The organism is Paenibacillus sp. TAB_01 (genome assembly GCF_043945595.1).
GTDB lineage: Bacteria > Bacillota > Bacilli > Paenibacillales > NBRC-103111 > Paenibacillus_S.
Genome location: NZ_JBIFNP010000001.1, coordinates 6,229,598 through 6,247,318 on the forward strand (window position 1 = coordinate 6,229,598; position 17,721 = coordinate 6,247,318).

The following is a 17,721-nucleotide window of genomic DNA, read 5'->3' on the forward strand; positions in this document are numbered from 1 at the left end:
CATAACGCGCGCTTGAGATTCGCATGCGCGGGAAAAGCGGCGGCCAGCGAAGCCTACCGGGCCGCTTCCTCTCCGGCGGCGGAATCTCTCCGCTTCGTGCCGATATAAGCAAACGACAGTACGCCTCCGAGCAGCAAAAGCGCTGCGGCAGCGAATAATCCGCTGTGCATACCATCGCTCCATGTAACGCTGCCATTGATGATGGCGCCCAGCACAGCGACCCCGATAGCCGCCCCCAGCTGGCGGCTGGTATGAAGCGCGCCCGAGGCGGCACCGGTCAGCTCCTTGGGCGAAGCCCCGATGACGGCCGCCATGAGCGCAGGGATCGTGAGCGAAATGCCGAAGCCTGTAAGCAGCAGTCCAGCCAGCATGAGCCCATGATACGCCCCGTCCATTCCTCCTGCCTGCAGCAGCGTGCCGCAGGCAGCCAGCATAAAGCCTGCCGTCATTGGCGCTCTTGCACCTATCCGGCTGACCAAACGGCCGGTCAGCACCGGATTGACGGCCATCGGAATCGTCATCGGAAGAAGAATCAGTCCGGCCGCATGAGCGGAATAGCCCAAGCCCTGCTGGAAATATAAAGGTATAACAAACAGGATGCCCGATAAAGCTATATTAACGAGCATTCCGGCCAGCATGCCCGCAGAGATCGTCGGGCTGCGGAACAGGGTCAATGGCAGCATCGGCATCCTTCCCTTCGCCTCCAGACGAATAAAAACGGCGAGGCTGAGTACGGCTGCCGTCCAAGCTGCCAGCACCCATGGAGAACCCCATCCCCATTCCTGTCCCTCCATGATGGCCAGCGACAAGGACACAACACCTGCGGCCGCTGCTAATTGTCCGCCGATATCCATTCCTTGCCCCGGTCTGCGGGGCGTCTCCCGGATCAGAACCGCCGTTATCATAAAGCTGATCAGGGCCAGCGGCACCTGAAGCATAAAGATGCTCCGCCAGCCGAGCAGATCCGCAAGGAAGCCGCCGGCGACCGGCCCGGCTGCCATCGCTGTTCCCGTTACCGCAGCCCAAACCCCCAGTGCCCGTGCTTTCTGGGCAGGCTCCTGGAACCTGTGGGAGAGCAGCGCCAGCGAGGCGGGCATCAAGGCCGCGCCGCCAGCTCCCAGCAGCGCCCGCATAGCGATAAGCATGCCTAGAGAACCGCTGGCAGCCGAAAGTGCCGAGGCAGCCAGAAACAGTCCAAGTCCGCCCAAATAAACACGCTTGGCTCCCAGCCTGTCGCAAAGGGCGCCCATCGCTAGAAGCAGACCCGCAAAAACGATCGTATAGGCATTGACCACCCATTGGAGGCCGACAAGCCCTCCGCCCAACGTCTGCCTTATAGCCGGTAATGCGACGGTCACCACCGTCATATCCAGAAGGACCATAAAATAACCGAGAGAAAGCCCCAGCAGCAGCATCCCTCTTGCCGTTCTGCTCCCCAGGCTTCCATAACTTCTTACCTGTTCTTTCAAACGTAACACTCTCCTTTTCGGGTCCGTCGAAAGCCTGTCGGCTCCCGGCATAGAAGAGTGTATAATGGGATTTATCCTGGTACTAGATGATGCTTTATCCTAGGAGTATGGCTCCTACAATATATTTCCTAAGTAGAAAGGGGCGGACTCATGAGCCAGACAGAGCAAGAAGAACGGGAACGGTTATTGGAGCTGGCCCGGTTCTTGCGCACGCGGCGCGAGCGCATTACCCCGGAGCTGGCCGGCCTTCCCTCGGGCGGGCGCAGACGCACGCCAGGGCTGAGGCGCGGTGAAATCGCCATGCTGGCCGGTGTCAGCGTAGACTGGTACACCTGGCTGGAGCAGGCGCGAAACATTAAGGTATCCGCCCAAGTACTGGAGAGCCTGGCCGGAGCGCTCCGGCTGGATGCCAATGAGCGGAAGCATCTGTTCCTTCTCGCGCTCCAGCAGGTGCCCGCTCCATCCGAGCCGTTAAGCAGCGAGGCCACCGCTTCCCTGCAAAGCTTCCTTGACCTGCAGGGAACAAGCCCCGCCTATCTGTGCGATTTGCGGTTAAACGTTATCGCCTGGAACCGCGCGGCCCATCTCGTCTACGGCGATTACAGCCATATGACGATGCGCGAGCGCAACAGTGTATGGCGCACGTTCACTTCCCCCTATGTCCGGCAGCTGCTGGGACAGCACTGGGAGCGGCATGCCCGGCACCGTCTGGCGCAATTCCGCGCCAGCTACGCCAAATTCGCCGGGGATGCCTGGTGGCTGGCCTTCATCGGGGAGCTGACACTGATAAGCGATGAATTCCGAGCCTGGTGGCCGCAGCATGAAGTATTGGAGGCTCCGGAAGGCCGGAAAATCAATTATCATCCGACAGCCGGAACCCTGATTTTTGATCAGGTTTCGTTCCAAGTCACCGGGGCGCCCGACCTTACTGTTACCGTCAACATGCCTTTCGCCGGTTCCGGTACGGAGGAAAAGATGCGGCGGCTGCTTCAGCACGCCGGCCCTCCGGGGAGCTAAAGGTCATACAGCCTGTCGTAAGCGTCGGGCTGCAGGCTGTAAAGCTCATCAGCCCGCTTGTTGGCGGCAGGCGATAATTCGGCCGGATGCTTAAATCGAAAGACCTGCTCCAGCAGGCGCTGCACCTGCTCTCCCTTTCCCGCTGCCTTGAGCTGCTGCATGTATTCATAATCCCGGATGCCGCGCTGCAGCCACTTGTATCTAAGCGACAGCATCGGACGGCCCATCCGCCCCGGGTACACAAAGTTCGTATCTCCCGCTTTCCAGGAGGAAGGGCGGTAAGATAGCCGCTCCAGCGGATGATCCGGCCAGACCGTATAATTCCAGCGAAGAAAGCCGTCCAGCCCCAGCTGCTCGGCAAGCCATGGAATGATGCGCGATTCGATGGAGGGAGAACATAGAAACGTATTAGGCAGCTCCGGCGCGCAGCAGACGTAATACGCCAATTTTCCTTTGACGAATGGCCTCATCTGTTCTAACTGCTCGTACTCGGCCGCAGCACAATTCAAGATCGGCACATAATCGACGAGTCCTTCAATCTGCTCGCCAATAAATTCGGCGTGATTGATCGCGGCCTTGTATGTAAAGGATGGTGCGATAGCGCGCAGGCAGTCCATCCGCTCTTTAAACAAGGCGATATCGTCCGGCTCGTCGGCTACAATGCGAACGCGGTCCATCCAGCCTTTGGCCAGAAAGTGTGCCTCCAGCGCCTGGATATAGGCGGCCAGCTCCTGCCTGCTGCGTATAAAAGCGTACCGCCGTTCCGCCTCATCGTAGTACCTTACGCGAATCGCATCGGGAAATCCCTCCACCAGAGCCCCATACCCCGCTTCATCCTGACGCCAAATATTGACAAGCCCGAACACTTCGATTTCCTCCCGGATGCCGTGGCGTTCCGCCATTTCCACATAGCGGTCCAAATGGGAGAAGTCGTAATGAAAGCTTCCGTCCTGGCGCTTAACAACCGGGACAATACTGTATTCGTTCAGATCGGACGGCTCTGCGTCGAGAAACGTCCGCTGGCCGCTCCAAGGCTCCTCCGAGACGACGACTGAAACCGCTTTCTGGCCAAGCTGGCCTAAGCTGTGCAAATACGAATCCAATACGGCAAAATGCTCCTCCGACCAATAGGCCGCGTCATATTTTCTCGCGATATTGCAGTTATGCTGCCATAAATCGAGATAAAAAGCATGATCCTGCGGCGCCGGAAGCACATGGTCCCGGATCGTTAGCTCGAAAGTGAGAGTGGCGTCCAGCACCTCGTCCTCAAATAAAGTGCGTGTATAAAACCTGACCGCTCCCTGATACGCGCCGGGAGCTGCGGCTTCATCGGCATGCAGCTCGATCCATACGGCCTGCAGCCGTCTCTTCGGTACCTTGACATGCCGCTCCTCCAGAAGCACATCCGCCTGCAGGGACCGGTCGTCGTCCTCCATGAGTCCGATGAGCTTGACTTCTACCCGGCATGGAGCCGCGGTCTCCACTTCGCAGCGAACGGTACGCATCGCTCCTCCTTTCCACAGCAGCGGATCGCTCCCGATCGTCAGCACGAATTCCTCCTGTGCAGAAAAAACAACGGCCTGAAAAGCCGCGCTGTCGCGGCGGCAGCAAACCAGCCGTCTGTGCTTTGAAGCTGTTGCCTCGTCCCCATGATTCCAGGCGTTATAAGACCAGCGGTATTTATAGAAGCTATGCTGCAGTCCGTATTGTATCAAGTCGGCTCATCCCCTCGGATTCGAATATCGAAATCATCGTACAAAAAAACCGCTCCATCCTTCGCAATCAGCAAGAGTAGAGCGGTTCTTGGTGTTATGTTTCGGCAGCAAGGCAGGAACGGGTTATTTTATGCGGGCAGCCTATGGAACTATGCTGCCGCGCCTAGCTATTGGCCTGCTCGAACAGCTTCAAATAATGCCCGTAGCCTTCCGCTTGCAGCTCTTCCTTCGGAATAAACCGCAGAGCGGCCGAGTTGATGCAATACCGCAGCCCCGTCGGCGCCGGTCCGTCATTGAACACATGTCCCAGATGGGAATCGCCTTCACGGCTGCGCACTTCGGTGCGGATCATCATATGGCTGAAATCCGATTTTTCCTTCACATTGCCGGAAACAAGCGGCTTCGTAAAGCTGGGCCAGCCGCAGCCGGAATCGAACTTGTCCAGTGAGCTGAACAACGGCTCGCCGGATACAATGTCGACATACAGCCCTTCGCGGTGATTGTCCCAAAATTCATTACGGAAAGGAGGCTCCGTCGCATTGTTTTGCGTCACCTCATATTGCAGCGGAGTCAGGCTTTGTTTCAACTGAGCCTGGTCTCTTCTCTGCCCGCCAATGCTGTTCGATAAAGGCGTCGCGGCCCGAGCCTTTACGGTACATTTTGTAGCGGAACGGATTTTTCGTATGGTAATCCTGGTGATAATCCTCGGCCGGGTAAAATACAGCCGCCGGTACGATCTCCGTAGCAATCGGTTTATCGAACCTGCCGCTGCGCTCCAGCTGCTCTTTCGAGGCTTCCGCCAGGCGCTTCTGTTCCTCATTGTGATAAAAAATCGCCGTACGGTAGGAGGAACCCCGGTCATGAAATTGACCTCCCGCATCCGTCGGATCGATCTGCCGCCAGAATAGCTCCAGCAGCTGCTCATACGGCATCAACTCGGGGTCAAAAGTAATCTGTACCGCTTCGGCATGGCCCGTCGTTTCCGAACATACCTGCTCGTAGGTCGGATGCTCCGTATGACCTCCCGTATACCCCGAAACAACCCGGATGATGCCGGGCATCTCTTCAAACGGGGTAACCATGCACCAGAAGCAGCCTCCGGCGAAGGTGGCCAATTCATACTCATGCGGCTTATTCGCTTCACTCATGCTCCTAACCTCCCTGTAATCGAATTTGCTGAAGATGACTTTAGTATAATCGATCCCCGCTCCAGGTTCCAATCCGCAGCCCGCTCGAAATTAACCGGTACAGACTCGTTTAAAAAATTCCCCTTAAGCCTATACTCATTATCATGCTTTATAGTAAAGAAGGTGAATGATTTGTGGTCCAGCGGCTATATATTCGCTTATACTGCTAGCGCTATCTTCATTGTGGCCTATATTTTGTCTCCTAAGCATCTGAATAAGCGGGAAGTATATGTCAGCTGGTATATGATGACCGCGCTCACTCTCAATATTGATTTAATCTGCGGTCTGATCTATGACCGATATGATTTCGTCACTTCAGAGGTTTCCCTGCCGGACCTGCTGCTGCAAGCCCTGCTGGCGCCATCCGCCTCCATCCTTGTATTAAACTTCATGCCGGCCAAGACGGGCCGCTTTATCCTTTATCTTATAGGGGTAACCCTGCTTTCCTTATTGATCGAGTGGTTAAGCTTATGGTTCGGCTACCTCGTTTATAAAGGCTGGAAGCTCTGGTATTCGGCCCCATTCTACTTCTTCGGCGTGATTTACTTAAGGTGGCATCTGCGTTTCCTGCGAAAAAACAAATCGTGACCCATGACCGCCTGAAGCTGTGCGTTGTGCCACCTGCCCGAAGCAGACTTAGGTTCCATGCAAAAAAAGCGGATCCACGCGCTTCGGTTCATTTCTCGAAGAGCGTGGATCCGCTTCGTGCTTCTTCATTCGTGGTTCGTGGTTCGTGCCGTTAAGTATACAGCAGTGTGATGACCAGCAAGTTATACAATACGAGCGGGAGAATGGCATTGTTATAAAAAGAAGCGCTTGGTCCCCAAAAACCGCGGGGCGCAGCCGGTATTGCCAAATAAATATGGCCCGGATCGACCATCACGATCGTCCCCTCATAGGTTTGTCCGTCGATCGTCTGGACCCGCACCTTTTTGTTCATGTAATGCTGTCCGATAGAACGGACATGGCCCCTCACCGATTTCAAGGTTTGAACCGTATGCGGGTTCGCTTGGTACAGCACCTGCTCCTGATGCATGGGTTGAGAGTAAGTCATAAAAGGAAACCTCCCTGGGCTTTAATACTGTCATCGTATTCGCCCGCCCAAGTATAGGTTCCTTGCCCATACAAATAAAATAGAGCGCCATCGCTGACCGTGCCGCCGATACTTTTTAAGGCTCGGCTAAATGCTGCGAATCGCTCGCTTAGACATCCGCGCGTTTGACCGGCACCGGGGCATCCGGCAGGAGCTCATACAGCTCCTTCGCCTCGCACCCCAGCGTATCCGCAATCGAGATCGCCGTTTTCAGCGGCATGACCCGCTTGTTGTCCATATAGTCGGACAATCGCTCAGGCTTATAGCGGAGCGCCCGCGCAAGCTGCTCCGCTGTCAGGCCCGCCTGCAGCAGCCTTTCCCGAAGCAGGCAGCGGCCCAGCTCGAACTTCATTGAGGCAGCCTCCTTCCATTTACTATTACACAAGCTAGCATGACCCAACGAAAGCCGTTATAAGCGGGGAGATAAAAAGAACGCGGCTCCCAACGGAAGCCGCGCCGGATATCGCGCTACTTTTTATTCTTCATATAAACCTCGTAGGCAGCCTGTTGAATTTCCAGGTAGCGGTCACCTTCATGCTGTCCAGCGTCTTCAAGTAATTGTCCCATTCCTTCGCGATATCGATTTTGCCTGTAATTGCTTTGGCCAGCGTCTCGGTCCGGTAATCGTTAATCGTTTTGGTGAGACCCGCCAGCTCCTCCGCCTGCTCGCTGGAGAAGAACAGCGGCGGAACGATCTTACCCACAGCGATCTTATAAGGCTCATATTTCATCTTTGTTTCATTATACAAAATAATTTCAAGCGGGTTTTTGGGATCAGCCATCTGACTTAAGCGGAATTTGTTCGAACGGTAGGAAGGGTTCGCCTGGCCCCAATGCACATTCTGCTGCGTCCCTGTCGGGGCTCCCAGCTGCTTCCAGCGCGCCGGCTGGCCGTCAATGCCCTTCTCTCCCGGCTCGGCCCAAGCCCATTCTTTGTCCTGCCGGCCGATCGTCCCCCTCAAGGCATTCTCTTCGGTGTACATAAAATCCGCCAGACGGAACGCGGCTTCCGGGTTTTTCGCTTTATCTGTAATCACATAGTTCCCGTTCGAGACGGCAAACGGATTGTACGCCGCCGATTGAATGCCTGCCGGCCCCTTCAATGGAGGCACAGCGACATATTCCTTAAACCGCGGTCCCGCGGAATTGATGAACATCGTCTGATTCTGGGCAATAGCCACGCCAAGGATCGGGGCATCCGGATTTTCGCCCATTTGCTTCAGCTGGTTGCGGTCCTGCGTAAACGTCTGCTGCGCGATGAGCCCTTCCGAATACAGCTTGTTCAAATAGATCAAGCCGTCTCTCCAGCCCGGCTGCGTATAAGCCAGCTGCACCTTGCCGTCCTTGACGAACATGGAGTTCGTGTCCTTCTCTACAAAGGAGCCCAACAGGTGCGAATCGATATTCGATGCCGCCCCCATGCTCGGCGTCGCTCCATTCACATACCCTGCCAGCGGAATTTCGTCAGCCTTGCCGTTTCCGTTCGGATCTTTCTCTTTAAACGCTTTCAATACCTGATAAAATTCATCCGTCGTCGTCGGCAGCGGCAGTCCGAGCTTGTCGAGCCACGGTTGATAAATCCACATTTTCTGCCCCAGGGAGCAGTGGAAGCATTCGTTGACGAGCGGAAGCCCATAAATGTTCCCGTCCGGCATCGTAATCAGACTTTTGACGTAATCCGCTTCCTTGAACATTTTGTTCGTCTCGACGCCGAATTGATCGATGTACGAGTTCAGCGGGAGGAACACGCCCTCTTTGCCGTACAGCGCCTGCTGCACCGGGGAAATATTGAAGTTCATAATGACATCGGGATAATCGCCGCTGGCCAGCGCTACATTCAGCTTTTCCTGCGCTGACTTGTCCTGAACGACCTCCCACTCAATATGAATATTTGTTTTCTCCTCCAGCCATTTCGTGTACTCGTTCGTTGCATAATCCTCTACATTGGTCATCGCTTTGACCATGATCTTCAGATTGGTCTTCTCCTTCGTAATCGGCAGCTCTCCCGCCGCCGTTACTCTGGACGCGTCGACCTTGACCGCCCCCGCTTCGCCGCTTGCAGGCGCCGCCTCATCCTTGGCACACGCGCTTAGCAGCAGAGACATCCCCATCGCCGCGCTTAATCCGGCAACCATCCATCTTTTCATTGTTTAACCCCCTAAAGTAAATTGGCAGCAGTACTGCCGCATCGTCCGGTCCGCTATCCTTTTAAGGAGCCGACCAGCATCCCTTTCACAAAATGCTTCTGGATAAACGGATAAATAATCAATACGGGCACCGTCGAAACGACGATCAGCGAATATTTCAGCAGCTCTCGTAAGGCATCTTTGGCCGCCGCTTCATTTACGTCCATCATGCTGGAGGCATCGACATTGTTCTGCACCAGAATATCCCGGAGCACGATCTGGAGCGGATACAGGCTCTGCCGCTTCAAGTACAGCAAGGCGGAGAAATACTGGTTCCAATGGCCGACCGCATACATCAGCGTAATGACCGCTATAATCGGCCCCGATACGGGAACAACGATATCCTTGAAAAATTTGAAATCCGAGCAGCCGTCCATCTGTGCCGCCTCGAGCAGCTCATCCGGAACCGTACTCTGAAAGTACGTTCGGGTGACAATTACATTCCAGACCGTGATCGCCCCGGGAATGAGCAGCGACCAGCGGGTATCGAGCATTCCCAGCTGTTTAATGAGCATATACGACGGAATCAAGCCGCCGGAGAACATCATCGTGAAGACGAACATCGCCATAATCCAGTGGCGGATCATGAAATCCTTGCGCGAGAGCGGATAAGCGGCCAGCAGCGTCAGCACGACATTGATGAAGGTGCCCCACGACCGTATAAAACACCGAGTTTAAGAAGCTCGATACAATCAGCTTGTGGTTGAACACGGCTTTATACCCTTCCAGCGATACATCGACCGGCCAGAGCCACACTTTGCCGGACACGACGGCCAACGGATTGCTGAACGATGCGCTGAGGATGTAAACCGCCGGGTACAGCACGGAAATCGTAAACAGAGACAAGATCAGAACATTCGCAGCATCGAAAATCCGGTCGCTCTTCGTGTCGCGGACTGCATTTTTCATCGTTCCTTCCTCCCTTCCCTTTCTTACCATAAGCTGGTCTGCCCGGCTTTCTTGGCGATTTTATTGACGGCTACCAGCAGCAGCAGGCTGACGACCGATTTGAACAGACCGATGGCGGACGAATACGAATAGTTAATGGCTGTCGAGGCCAAGCCAACCTTATAGACATACGTATCGATGATTTCCGATGCGCTTAAATTCAGCGGATTTTGCATGAGGAGCACCTTCTCGAACCCGACATCCAGAATATGTCCGGTATTAAGAATAAGCAGGATGACCGCAATGGGCAGAATGCCCGGCAAATCGATGTTCCACATCCGCTGCAGCTTGTTCGCTCCATCCACGACAGCCGCCTCATGCAGCGATGGATCGATGGAAGCCAGCGCCGCGAGGTAGACGATACAGGAGAATCCGACATTCTGCCAAATGCCCGACCAGACGACGATATGCATAAACAGTCCCGGCTCGCCCATAAACCCGACAGGCTCCATCCCCAAGAGAGGCAGCAGCTTGTTGATCAGCCCGGTCCGCGGGCCCAGCATTTGCAGAATCATGCCCACCATAACGACGACCGATATAAAATGCGGTGCATACGTAATCATTTGGGCTGCATTCTTGAACCATTTTTGCTTCACATAATTTAAACTCAGCGCCAAAATAATCGGAAACGGAAAGCCTGCCACCAGGCTGTAAACGCTTAAATAAAGCGTATTCTTCATGATCCGAATGAACTCGTACGAATGAAAAAACTTCGAGAAGTGCTTGAATCCTACCCAATCGCTGCCCATAATACCCTTGGTCGGCACATAATTTTGGAATGCCATGAGCGCTCCGTACATGGGCACATATTTGAACAGGATAAAATAGGCCGCAGGCAGCAGCATAAAAAGGTACAGCTGCCATGCTTTTCTCACATTCTGAAGCAGTGCCGATGCATAGCCGCTTTTGCGTGCCGCCTGCTTGGGCCTTACCGCCGTAACTGTTTCCATAAGCTCGCTCCTCCGCTGCATTTCGTTGATTTCCCAGGCTGTCGTGCTCTACCCAGTGTACAAAAAACAAAAAGACCCTTAATTATGTTAAATTAAGGGCCTATCTGCTTTTTTGCGATACTAGGTGTCAAAGTTTTTATCAGACTTCTTTTTCTTGCTCCGCACAACAAGCCACAGCCTCTTAAACCACCCGCTTCTACAGCCGTCTCCCGCCCACATCCATGCGTGTCTTGCCTTTCTCTCGATTTCGCTTTGATTAAGTTCCATTTGCTGCTGCAGGTCTCCCCACCACATAGAAACTCCCCCTTGCTTTATGATAAAAACGTCTCTCGACGTCTTTTCACAGATGGCTGGCCGCGCGTCCAGCGGTCGTGGTATAACAAAAAAGCCCACAGAAAGTTACCGACATAACGGAACTTTCCGAGGACTTTTATTCCTACGGTGTAAAGCAGGTCCAACCCGCTCCTGTATCACTTGGTTCGAACCGAAGCAGCAACGTCAGCCTCGTCGGATCCCTAGATATCTTCCACGTTGTGTAGGATTCTACGATACCTAATATGAATTAGCAAAATCCAAAACATGCCATGAAAGCGGGAACATCCCATTTAATCTTAGGTTTTGGATCCTTTATCTTCCTCTTTCTGAATTCTGAATAAATCGATTCATCCGACTTGACTCGAAACCAAAAGGTTTCATATAATAAGGCCATACGGCAGGCATGTCTTTAAGCAGCCGATGAATGGAGGATTCCGATGCAGCACGATTCTACCGGGAGCATCCCGGATATACGCCACACCATCCTGATGAATGCACCTATCCAAAAGGTATGGGATACCGTCGCTACAGCCGAAGGTATAGCAGCCTGGCTTATGCCGAATACATTCCAGCCTGTGCTTGGATATGAATTTACCCTGACTTCTCCTTACGGCATTTCCCCTTGTAAGGTTACTGAGCTTGACGCTCCCAAGCGGCTGGCTTTCAGCTGGGGAAAGGATTGGCACGTTACCTTTGATCTGGAAAGTCTGGAGGGAAGCACCCGCTTCACCTTAACGCATTCCGGCTGGTCTCTAGATACAGTCACGGAGGTCGGCGCGCCTCACACTGTCATCCGCGACAGAATGAACGACGGCTGGGGATCCGTCATTCTCCCGCGTCTGCAGCAGCTGGTCGAGGCCTAATGTCCTCCGCACCGAAGCATGACGTATTTCAGGCTATTGCCGATCCCACGCGGCGGCAGTTATTATCGCTGCTCAGCGACAAGGAGATGGCCGTTACCGTGCTCAGCGGACACTTTCCGATCAGCCGGACGGCGGTTTCCAAGCATCTGCGCATATTATCGGATGCCGGGCTGGTCAAAGAACGGAAAGCCGGGCGGGAAACCAGATACAGCCTGCAGCCGGAGCCTCTGCTGGAGCTCAAGCGCTGGCTCGCATACTATGAGCGGTTCTGGGAGAACCGGCTGTCGGTCCTGAAGCAGCTGGTGGAACAGGATTCACCGTCCGCCGATGACTCTGCATCCGCTGAGCCGAAGGCTGCTGCGCCTCCGGTGGAAGAGTAACTCTCTACCGGCTGAAGCGAACCGCCGGCCCCCTCGAAACGATGCGCTCCGCATCGCGGTACGCTACGAGGCGTCTGCGTGGGGGACTCGGTGGTGTATCCTCCTCTGGAAGATACACCACCGGAGTCGAGGCCACTGAAAAAATCATTGCTACAAGTACGGAATATTCTTCCGATCGCTGTTGTCCCTGTATTTCTCTGATTATATTCCGCTTGTAGCGGTTGAAATCCAGGGACAAAGGCGAACGCCTACGCTTCTACGGAACATTTCCGTACCCTCCGTAAGTTTTTCAGTGACCTCCCTGCGTCTATGCTCATTTTTCACTTAAGCAGCCCCCAGGGCTGCTTTTTCTTCTTCCTGGCGCTTTTTAGCCGGGGATGGACCGGATCACCTGGTCGAGGATGCCGTATTCCTTGGCCTCCTCCGCCGACATGTAATAGTCGCGGTCCATATCCTTCTCGATCCGCTCGATCGGCTGTCCCGTCCGCTCGGAGGCGATGGTGTTCAGCCTCTCGCGGATGCGCAGAATCCGATTGGCGCTAATCGCGATATCGCTCGCCTGCCCCTGCACGCCTCCGTGCGGCTGGTGAATCATAATTTCGCTGTTCGGCAGCGCCAATCGCTTGCCCTTCGCCCCGGAAAGCAGCAGAATGGCCGCGAACGAGGCCGCCATTCCCGTACAAATCGTCGATACGTCAGGCTTAATGAACTGCATCGTGTCATAAATGGCGAACCCCGCCGAAGTCGATCCTCCCGGGCTGTTAATATATAAGTGAATGTCCTTCTCCGGTTCGTCTGCGGTCAAAAACAGCAGCTGTGCTATAATGCTGTTCGCTACGGCATCGTCAATCGCCGCTCCCAGGAAAATAATCCGATCCTTCAGCAGCCGGGAGTAAATATCATAGGAACGCTCGCCTCTCCCCAATTGCTCCACTACATACGGTACATACGTACTCATGGGCGTGCACTCTCCTCATCGAAAGACTAGGCGGCCATGATCAGGGAACGGCTCTGTACAGGATCCGGCTGCGCGGCTGCCTTCCGGCGCTTGCCGCTCTGCATTCCGACAACGGCGGGCAGCAGATCCTGCCGGGTCTCTTCATTCAACAATCTGGCAAGCGCAAAGGGATTATGCTGCTGAAAAGCCTGCAAATATGCATAGACGACGTGTTCGTCTACCGCTCCCCGCTCCGGTACGAGCTTCCCCTCATCAGACGAGCCTGCTGCTTCGTCTCTTACCGACTTCAGCTTGGTACGGGCCCGATGCAGACCGGCCTTAACGGCACCCTCCGTGGTCCCTAGAAGCCGCGCCGTCTCCTGAGCCGTGAAGCCAAGCGCCTCCACCAGCAGCACCACCACCCTTTGCCGCGCAGGCAGATGGGCAATCAGCGTTTCCATCGCGCCCCGCAGTTCAATCGGGTCTACCGAAGAGGGAGACGCGAGCTCCAGCGTCTCGCTTGAAACGCCGCTTCCCTGCCTTTGCTTCCGGCGGCAGCGGTCGATCCATGTATTATGGGCGATACGGTACAAATACGATTTGGACATCTCCGTACGGGACGGATCCCGCAAATACATCCGGTACGCCTTTACCCACGTATCCTGCGCCAAATCGTCCGCCTCCCAGCTCGAATGAGCAATGGAGCGGCAGTACGCTTGCAGCGATGGACTCAGCGGCTCCATTAAAGACGCGAAGCGGCGCTGCTCCGCTGTGTATTTCCCGCTTCCGGCGGCTTCGGTTGTCATCTGCATCGGCTCCCCTCTGGGTCGTTGTAAGAGTCTTGCCCCTATATACGATGGCGGATTGTAAATCGATACGGTGCTCGCGAATTTATTTTATATTACGCTCCCGGATCAGTTTCTGCACCGTCTCAATGAACAGCTTCACCGCAGGCGAGGCTTCATTCAGGGAAGGCACAGCGATGCTCACCTCCCGGCACACCTCCGGCTCCAGGCTGCGGATTTCGATGTCCGGCGGCAGATTCGTCAAAGAAAGTCCCGCCATAATCGATATGCCTAGCCCCTCCCGGACCATGCTCAGCACCGTAGCTACATTGTAGACGGCATGCGCAATCGTTAACTCCGCTTCCGCGCGGCGGAACATCTCAATAATCGGCGCCTCGTAGCCGCCATGACACACAATAAGCGGTAAGCCGTCCAAATCGTTAATGGAAACCGTCTGCTGCGCGCACAACGGATGGTCCCGCCGCAGAACGGCTTTCATCGTGTCTTTATAAATAGGGACCGTCTCCATCTCCGCATCCGGCAAAATGATAATTCCGGCATCGACCTCACGGCTGTTCAGCCACTTCTTCACTTCTTCAATCGTACCCTCACGAAGCAGCAGCTCGAGCTTCGGATAATGGCGTTGAAAATACGACATAATGGGCGGAATAAACTGCGCAGCCGCCGTCGGGAAGGTCCCGATGCGGATCGTGCCTACCTCCAGCCCTTTTTCCGCAGCCGCGATCTGTTCAATATGTCCGACGCGCTGCAATATTTCCCTCATATGAACCAGCAGTTGCTTGCCTACCTCGGTAAGAAGGATGCCTTTGCGTCTGTCGCGGATAATCAACCGTACACCCAGATCGGATTCCAGGCTGGAAATGGCATGACTGACGGCCGGCTGCGTCATATTCAACTCCTGTGCCGCCTTGGTGAAGCTTCCCGATTCCATGACCTTAACAAATACCTGATATTGAGTGATTGTCATAAGCTTTTAGTAATACCCCTTATAAAAAACATTCATTTTATTTATAACTATTCCTAGCTTATCATAGGAAAACGAGATTCGAAAGCCGTCTTCCCCGTCTCATTCAGCGCCTTTCCATCTGCTCCTCCCAGCCGGATATACTATGCGGAAACGAAGTTTGGGCATGCCGCATTTCGAATCAGGATAAACCTGTACTTATCCAAGGAGGCTGAGTATGAATTCGCAGTCTGTCTCGGAAAGCCATAAAGGAGTGCTTCATTATGTTATCGCCATCCCGTGCAAGAACCGCCGGTATGCTTACCTTTCTTATTATAGTCTGGGGCTTCAACTGGCCCTTATCCAAGATCGCGTTGAATTATGCTCCGCCCCTGCTGTTTGCCGGCATCCGGACCGTCATCGGCGGCGTTCTTCTGATCCTGATCGCGCTGCCGCGGTATAAGCAACTGCGCTTCAGGCAAAATTGGGGCGTCTATCTGCTCTCTGCGCTCGTTAATATCGTTCTGTTCTATGGGCTTCAGACCGTGGGGCTCGGCTACATTCCGTCCGGGCTGTTCTCATCCATCGTCTTCCTTCAGCCGGTTCTGCTCGGCCTGATCTCGTGGCTCTGGTTCGGGGAAGCCATGTACGGCTTAAAAGTAATCGGGCTGATCCTCGGCTTCATCGGCGTTGCCGCTATAAGCGCAGGCGCGTTATCCGCCCATGTGTCTACCATCGGCATCCTGCTCGCGCTCGGAACGTCCGTAAGCTGGGCGCTCGGCACCGCATTGATCAAAAAAGTCGGCCCCCGCGTGGACGCGGTCTGGCTTGTCGCCGTTCAGCTCACACTTGGCGGCCTGTTCCTGACCGGCACCGGCTCGGTGACGGAATCATGGGGCAGCATTCATTGGAACGGCGCCTTTTTGGTTAACCTGCTGTTTATCTCGATATTTGTCATCGCCTTCGGGTGGCTGGCCTATTTTACACTGATGGGAGAAGGAGAAGCGAGCAAGGTCGCTTCCTTCACATTCCTCATCCCTGTGGTCTCCATTAGCGCCAGTGCGGTGCTGATGGGTGAGCATATTACCGTGAACTTAATTATCGGGCTGCTGATGATCCTGCTTAGTATTGTATTTGTGAATATGAAACCGAGGGCGGCCGCTTCTCGTATCGGCTCATAAATCTGTTAAATAGAGCCTCGCTAACAGCACGGCGGATCCGGCAGTGAAAAAAGGGTTGTTCCTTCGAATTGATACGAAGAAACAACCCTTTGCTTTTACATTTCCGGCCCGTTATCTGCATCACATTACAAAAAAGGGCACGTACCACATTATTTTTCCTTTTGTCAGTTGTTTTTTTCGCCTTTTTCTACAGCAATTCTCCAAAAAATTAACCTCATATATATTCCCTGTTTCCACATTTTAGTGTAAACTTAAAACTAGGGAGGCGTATATATGGTATACTTGGAGCAGAGAATTGAGCATCTGAGAGCAGAGTTAGTATCTCTGGTTGAACATACCGGGAATTTTATCGATTCCAGAGTTCTTTCTCTCAGTCAGGAATTGGACGAAGTATTAATAGAATTCCATAAAAGGCTTCACTCGGTAGTAGCTTAATCTATAAAGGCTTATACCGCATGCTAAATTACTTCATGATCGTTTGAACATCCGAAGAATCATCCGTTTATTTTGATTCAGCCTATATGTAATTATTTGTAATTTAAAACATGATACATTGGTATACATCTTTTCTCGGACATAAGCGTGTTTGAAGCGCTGACATTATGCCCGAGTTTTTTCTGTGTGCAAAAATAGCTGATCTGCATATTGCAGAATCAACTCACTCATGGCCACCTGCTTAACCCAGCGGTCAGGTATCTGCTCTATACCGTACAGAGCTCCGGCCAACTGGCCATATACCGCGCCGGTCGTATCCGCATCATTCCCTAGGTTAACTGCCAGCAGCACGCCTTCCTCAAAGCTGCTTCCGGAATGCAGAGCCCATAAGGCCGCCTCCAACGACTTGACCACATACCCGCTCCCGACAATCTCCGGCGGCTGCAGCTTTTTATAGGAACCTTTATACACTTCCTGTATCCGCGGTGCAAGCGGCTCCTCTTCCCATAACTCATCGAAGGTGTCGGGATGCAGCAGCGCTTCCTTCCCCATCCCCGCTGCGGCCGACGCGATCATCACTCCGAACAGCCTGCACGCATCCAGACATTCTTTGGCCGCATGCGTCGTTCTGGAGCTCTCTGCAGACCGTTTGGCCGCCTCTGTCAGATCGCTGCCAAAATATAATGCAGCCGGAGCCAGCCGCATGATCGATCCGTTACCCGCAGCATAGACGCTGTCGGAGCCGCTGAACGGCTCCAAGGTTTGTTCAAATCTGTGCAGCGCTTCCGCCGTCGCATTCCCGATATCGAAGCATGCTCCAGTAGAGCTGAGATGCCCTGTACGGTACCATTTCACATACCGTTCCATTTGGTCCAGCGCATTGAAGCCTTGGCGAACGATCAGGCTCTCCGCCATACATAAAGCCATCGAGGTGTCATCCGTCCAGCAGCCTGCAGGCAGCTCGAAAACGCCTCCTCCGGTCATATCCGTCACCGGCTCGAACGTTCCCGGATGCTGAAATTCGACTGTCGTTCCAATCGCATCCCCTACGGCCAGCCCCATTAAACTTCCCTGGAACCGATTCCTCATAGTCGTTACCTCCTGCGTATAAAGTTATGCCTGCCTTTTCAGCAAATTTTGCAAAAATCCGCATTTGACAGGGAAGCGGCAGTCATTCTCCATTAAATGGTACCTCTATTAAGGATTCTCGTTGTCCCTTCCATTAACCTGCCCTTGCGGGGAAAAAACTGCCTATCAGCAAAGCGCCTGCTAAAAGCAGCTAACGGAGATGCAAAA

The 17,721-nt window shown here is 53.9% G+C and carries 17 protein-coding genes and 2 pseudogenes; 6 read left to right on the top strand and 13 right to left on the bottom strand.

What is annotated here, in order from left to right:
* Positions 1-53 precede the first annotated feature (53 nt).
* Positions 54-1,469 carry an MFS transporter gene (locus ACHHV8_RS30325; protein ID WP_395162983.1) on the bottom strand — a complete coding sequence of 472 codons (1,416 nt, stop codon included), beginning with the start codon at positions 1,467-1,469 and terminating at the stop codon, positions 54-56.
* 150 nt (positions 1,470-1,619) lie between these two features.
* On the opposite strand from ACHHV8_RS30325, the gene ACHHV8_RS30330 reads away from it, so the two are divergent.
* Positions 1,620-2,486: a helix-turn-helix transcriptional regulator gene (locus ACHHV8_RS30330; RefSeq protein ID WP_395162984.1), complete on the top strand. Its 867-nt coding sequence runs from the start codon at positions 1,620-1,622 to the stop codon at positions 2,484-2,486.
* Here ACHHV8_RS30330 and ACHHV8_RS30335 read toward each other — a convergent pair.
* Together ACHHV8_RS30335 and msrA are read right to left on the bottom strand one after the other, a co-directional pair.
* A complete protein-coding gene (locus ACHHV8_RS30335; protein ID WP_395162985.1) occupies positions 2,483-4,201 on the bottom strand; it encodes a DUF4091 domain-containing protein in 1,719 nt (572 codons plus the stop codon). The two genes, ACHHV8_RS30330 and ACHHV8_RS30335, sit on opposite strands and share 4 nt — an antisense overlap.
* Before the next feature lie 163 nt (positions 4,202-4,364).
* Positions 4,365-5,349, bottom strand: a pseudogene (gene msrA / locus ACHHV8_RS30340) (peptide-methionine (S)-S-oxide reductase MsrA).
* Positions 5,350-5,520: 171 nt separating this feature from the next.
* Between msrA and ACHHV8_RS30345 the strand changes: the two are divergent.
* A complete protein-coding gene (locus ACHHV8_RS30345) occupies positions 5,521-5,976 on the top strand; it encodes a hypothetical protein (protein ID WP_395162986.1) in 456 nt (151 codons plus the stop codon).
* 151 nt (positions 5,977-6,127) lie between these two features.
* Here the strand turns inward: ACHHV8_RS30345 and ACHHV8_RS30350 are convergent, their stop codons facing one another.
* The 6 genes and pseudogenes from ACHHV8_RS30350 to ACHHV8_RS30375 all read right to left on the bottom strand — a co-directional run bounded on the left by ACHHV8_RS30350 (position 6,128) and on the right by ACHHV8_RS30375 (position 10,859).
* Positions 6,128-6,442: an LSm family protein gene (locus ACHHV8_RS30350; protein ID WP_395162987.1), complete on the bottom strand. Its 315-nt coding sequence runs from the start codon at positions 6,440-6,442 to the stop codon at positions 6,128-6,130.
* 148 nt (positions 6,443-6,590) lie between these two features.
* The gene (locus tag ACHHV8_RS30355; protein ID WP_395162988.1) at positions 6,591-6,833 is read right to left on the bottom strand and encodes a helix-turn-helix domain-containing protein; all 243 of its coding nucleotides are present in this window, start codon (positions 6,831-6,833) and stop codon (positions 6,591-6,593) included.
* A 130-nt stretch (positions 6,834-6,963) separates the two neighbouring features.
* Positions 6,964-8,628: an ABC transporter substrate-binding protein gene (locus tag ACHHV8_RS30360; RefSeq protein WP_395162989.1), complete on the bottom strand. Its 1,665-nt coding sequence runs from the start codon at positions 8,626-8,628 to the stop codon at positions 6,964-6,966.
* Between the two features lie 53 nt (positions 8,629-8,681).
* Positions 8,682-9,576 (bottom strand): annotated as a pseudogene (locus ACHHV8_RS30365) (carbohydrate ABC transporter permease).
* 23 nt (positions 9,577-9,599) lie between these two features.
* The gene (locus tag ACHHV8_RS30370) at positions 9,600-10,565 is read right to left on the bottom strand and encodes an ABC transporter permease (RefSeq protein WP_395162990.1); all 966 of its coding nucleotides are present in this window, start codon (positions 10,563-10,565) and stop codon (positions 9,600-9,602) included.
* A gap of 120 nt (positions 10,566-10,685) precedes the next feature.
* Positions 10,686-10,859 (bottom strand): hypothetical protein, encoded by a 174-nt coding sequence (locus ACHHV8_RS30375; protein WP_395162991.1) that lies wholly within the window; start codon positions 10,857-10,859, stop codon positions 10,686-10,688.
* 458 nt (positions 10,860-11,317) lie between these two features.
* Here ACHHV8_RS30375 and ACHHV8_RS30380 point away from each other — a divergent pair, with 458 nt between their 5' ends.
* Positions 11,318-11,743, top strand: coding sequence for an SRPBCC family protein (locus ACHHV8_RS30380; RefSeq protein ID WP_395162992.1), 426 nt, complete (start codon positions 11,318-11,320; stop codon positions 11,741-11,743).
* A complete protein-coding gene (locus tag ACHHV8_RS30385; RefSeq protein WP_395162993.1) occupies positions 11,743-12,123 on the top strand; it encodes an ArsR/SmtB family transcription factor in 381 nt (126 codons plus the stop codon). The genes ACHHV8_RS30380 and ACHHV8_RS30385 overlap by 1 nt, the downstream gene beginning before the upstream one ends.
* Before the next feature lie 367 nt (positions 12,124-12,490).
* Here the strand turns inward: ACHHV8_RS30385 and clpP are convergent, their stop codons facing one another.
* The 3 genes from clpP to ACHHV8_RS30400 form a co-directional block, all read right to left on the bottom strand.
* Positions 12,491-13,081 carry an ATP-dependent Clp endopeptidase proteolytic subunit ClpP gene (gene clpP, locus ACHHV8_RS30390; RefSeq protein ID WP_395162994.1) on the bottom strand — a complete coding sequence of 197 codons (591 nt, stop codon included), beginning with the start codon at positions 13,079-13,081 and terminating at the stop codon, positions 12,491-12,493.
* A 26-nt stretch (positions 13,082-13,107) separates the two neighbouring features.
* Positions 13,108-13,866: an RNA polymerase sigma factor gene (locus ACHHV8_RS30395; RefSeq protein WP_395162995.1), complete on the bottom strand. Its 759-nt coding sequence runs from the start codon at positions 13,864-13,866 to the stop codon at positions 13,108-13,110.
* An 85-nt stretch (positions 13,867-13,951) separates the two neighbouring features.
* A complete protein-coding gene (locus tag ACHHV8_RS30400; RefSeq protein WP_395162996.1) occupies positions 13,952-14,833 on the bottom strand; it encodes a LysR family transcriptional regulator in 882 nt (293 codons plus the stop codon).
* Positions 14,834-15,093: 260 nt separating this feature from the next.
* On the opposite strand from ACHHV8_RS30400, the gene ACHHV8_RS30405 reads away from it, so the two are divergent.
* Both ACHHV8_RS30405 and ACHHV8_RS30410 read left to right on the top strand, forming a co-directional pair.
* A complete protein-coding gene (locus tag ACHHV8_RS30405) occupies positions 15,094-15,990 on the top strand; it encodes a DMT family transporter (protein ID WP_395162997.1) in 897 nt (298 codons plus the stop codon).
* Positions 15,991-16,263: 273 nt separating this feature from the next.
* On the top strand, positions 16,264-16,425 hold the full coding sequence (locus tag ACHHV8_RS30410; RefSeq protein ID WP_395162998.1) for an aspartyl-phosphate phosphatase Spo0E family protein: 162 nt from the start codon (positions 16,264-16,266) through the stop codon (positions 16,423-16,425).
* Between the two features lie 165 nt (positions 16,426-16,590).
* Here the strand turns inward: ACHHV8_RS30410 and ACHHV8_RS30415 are convergent, their stop codons facing one another.
* Entirely contained in the window at positions 16,591-17,514 is a 924-nt protein-coding gene (locus tag ACHHV8_RS30415) for an ADP-ribosylglycohydrolase family protein (protein ID WP_395162999.1), read from the bottom strand.
* Positions 17,515-17,721: the final 207 nt, after the last annotated feature.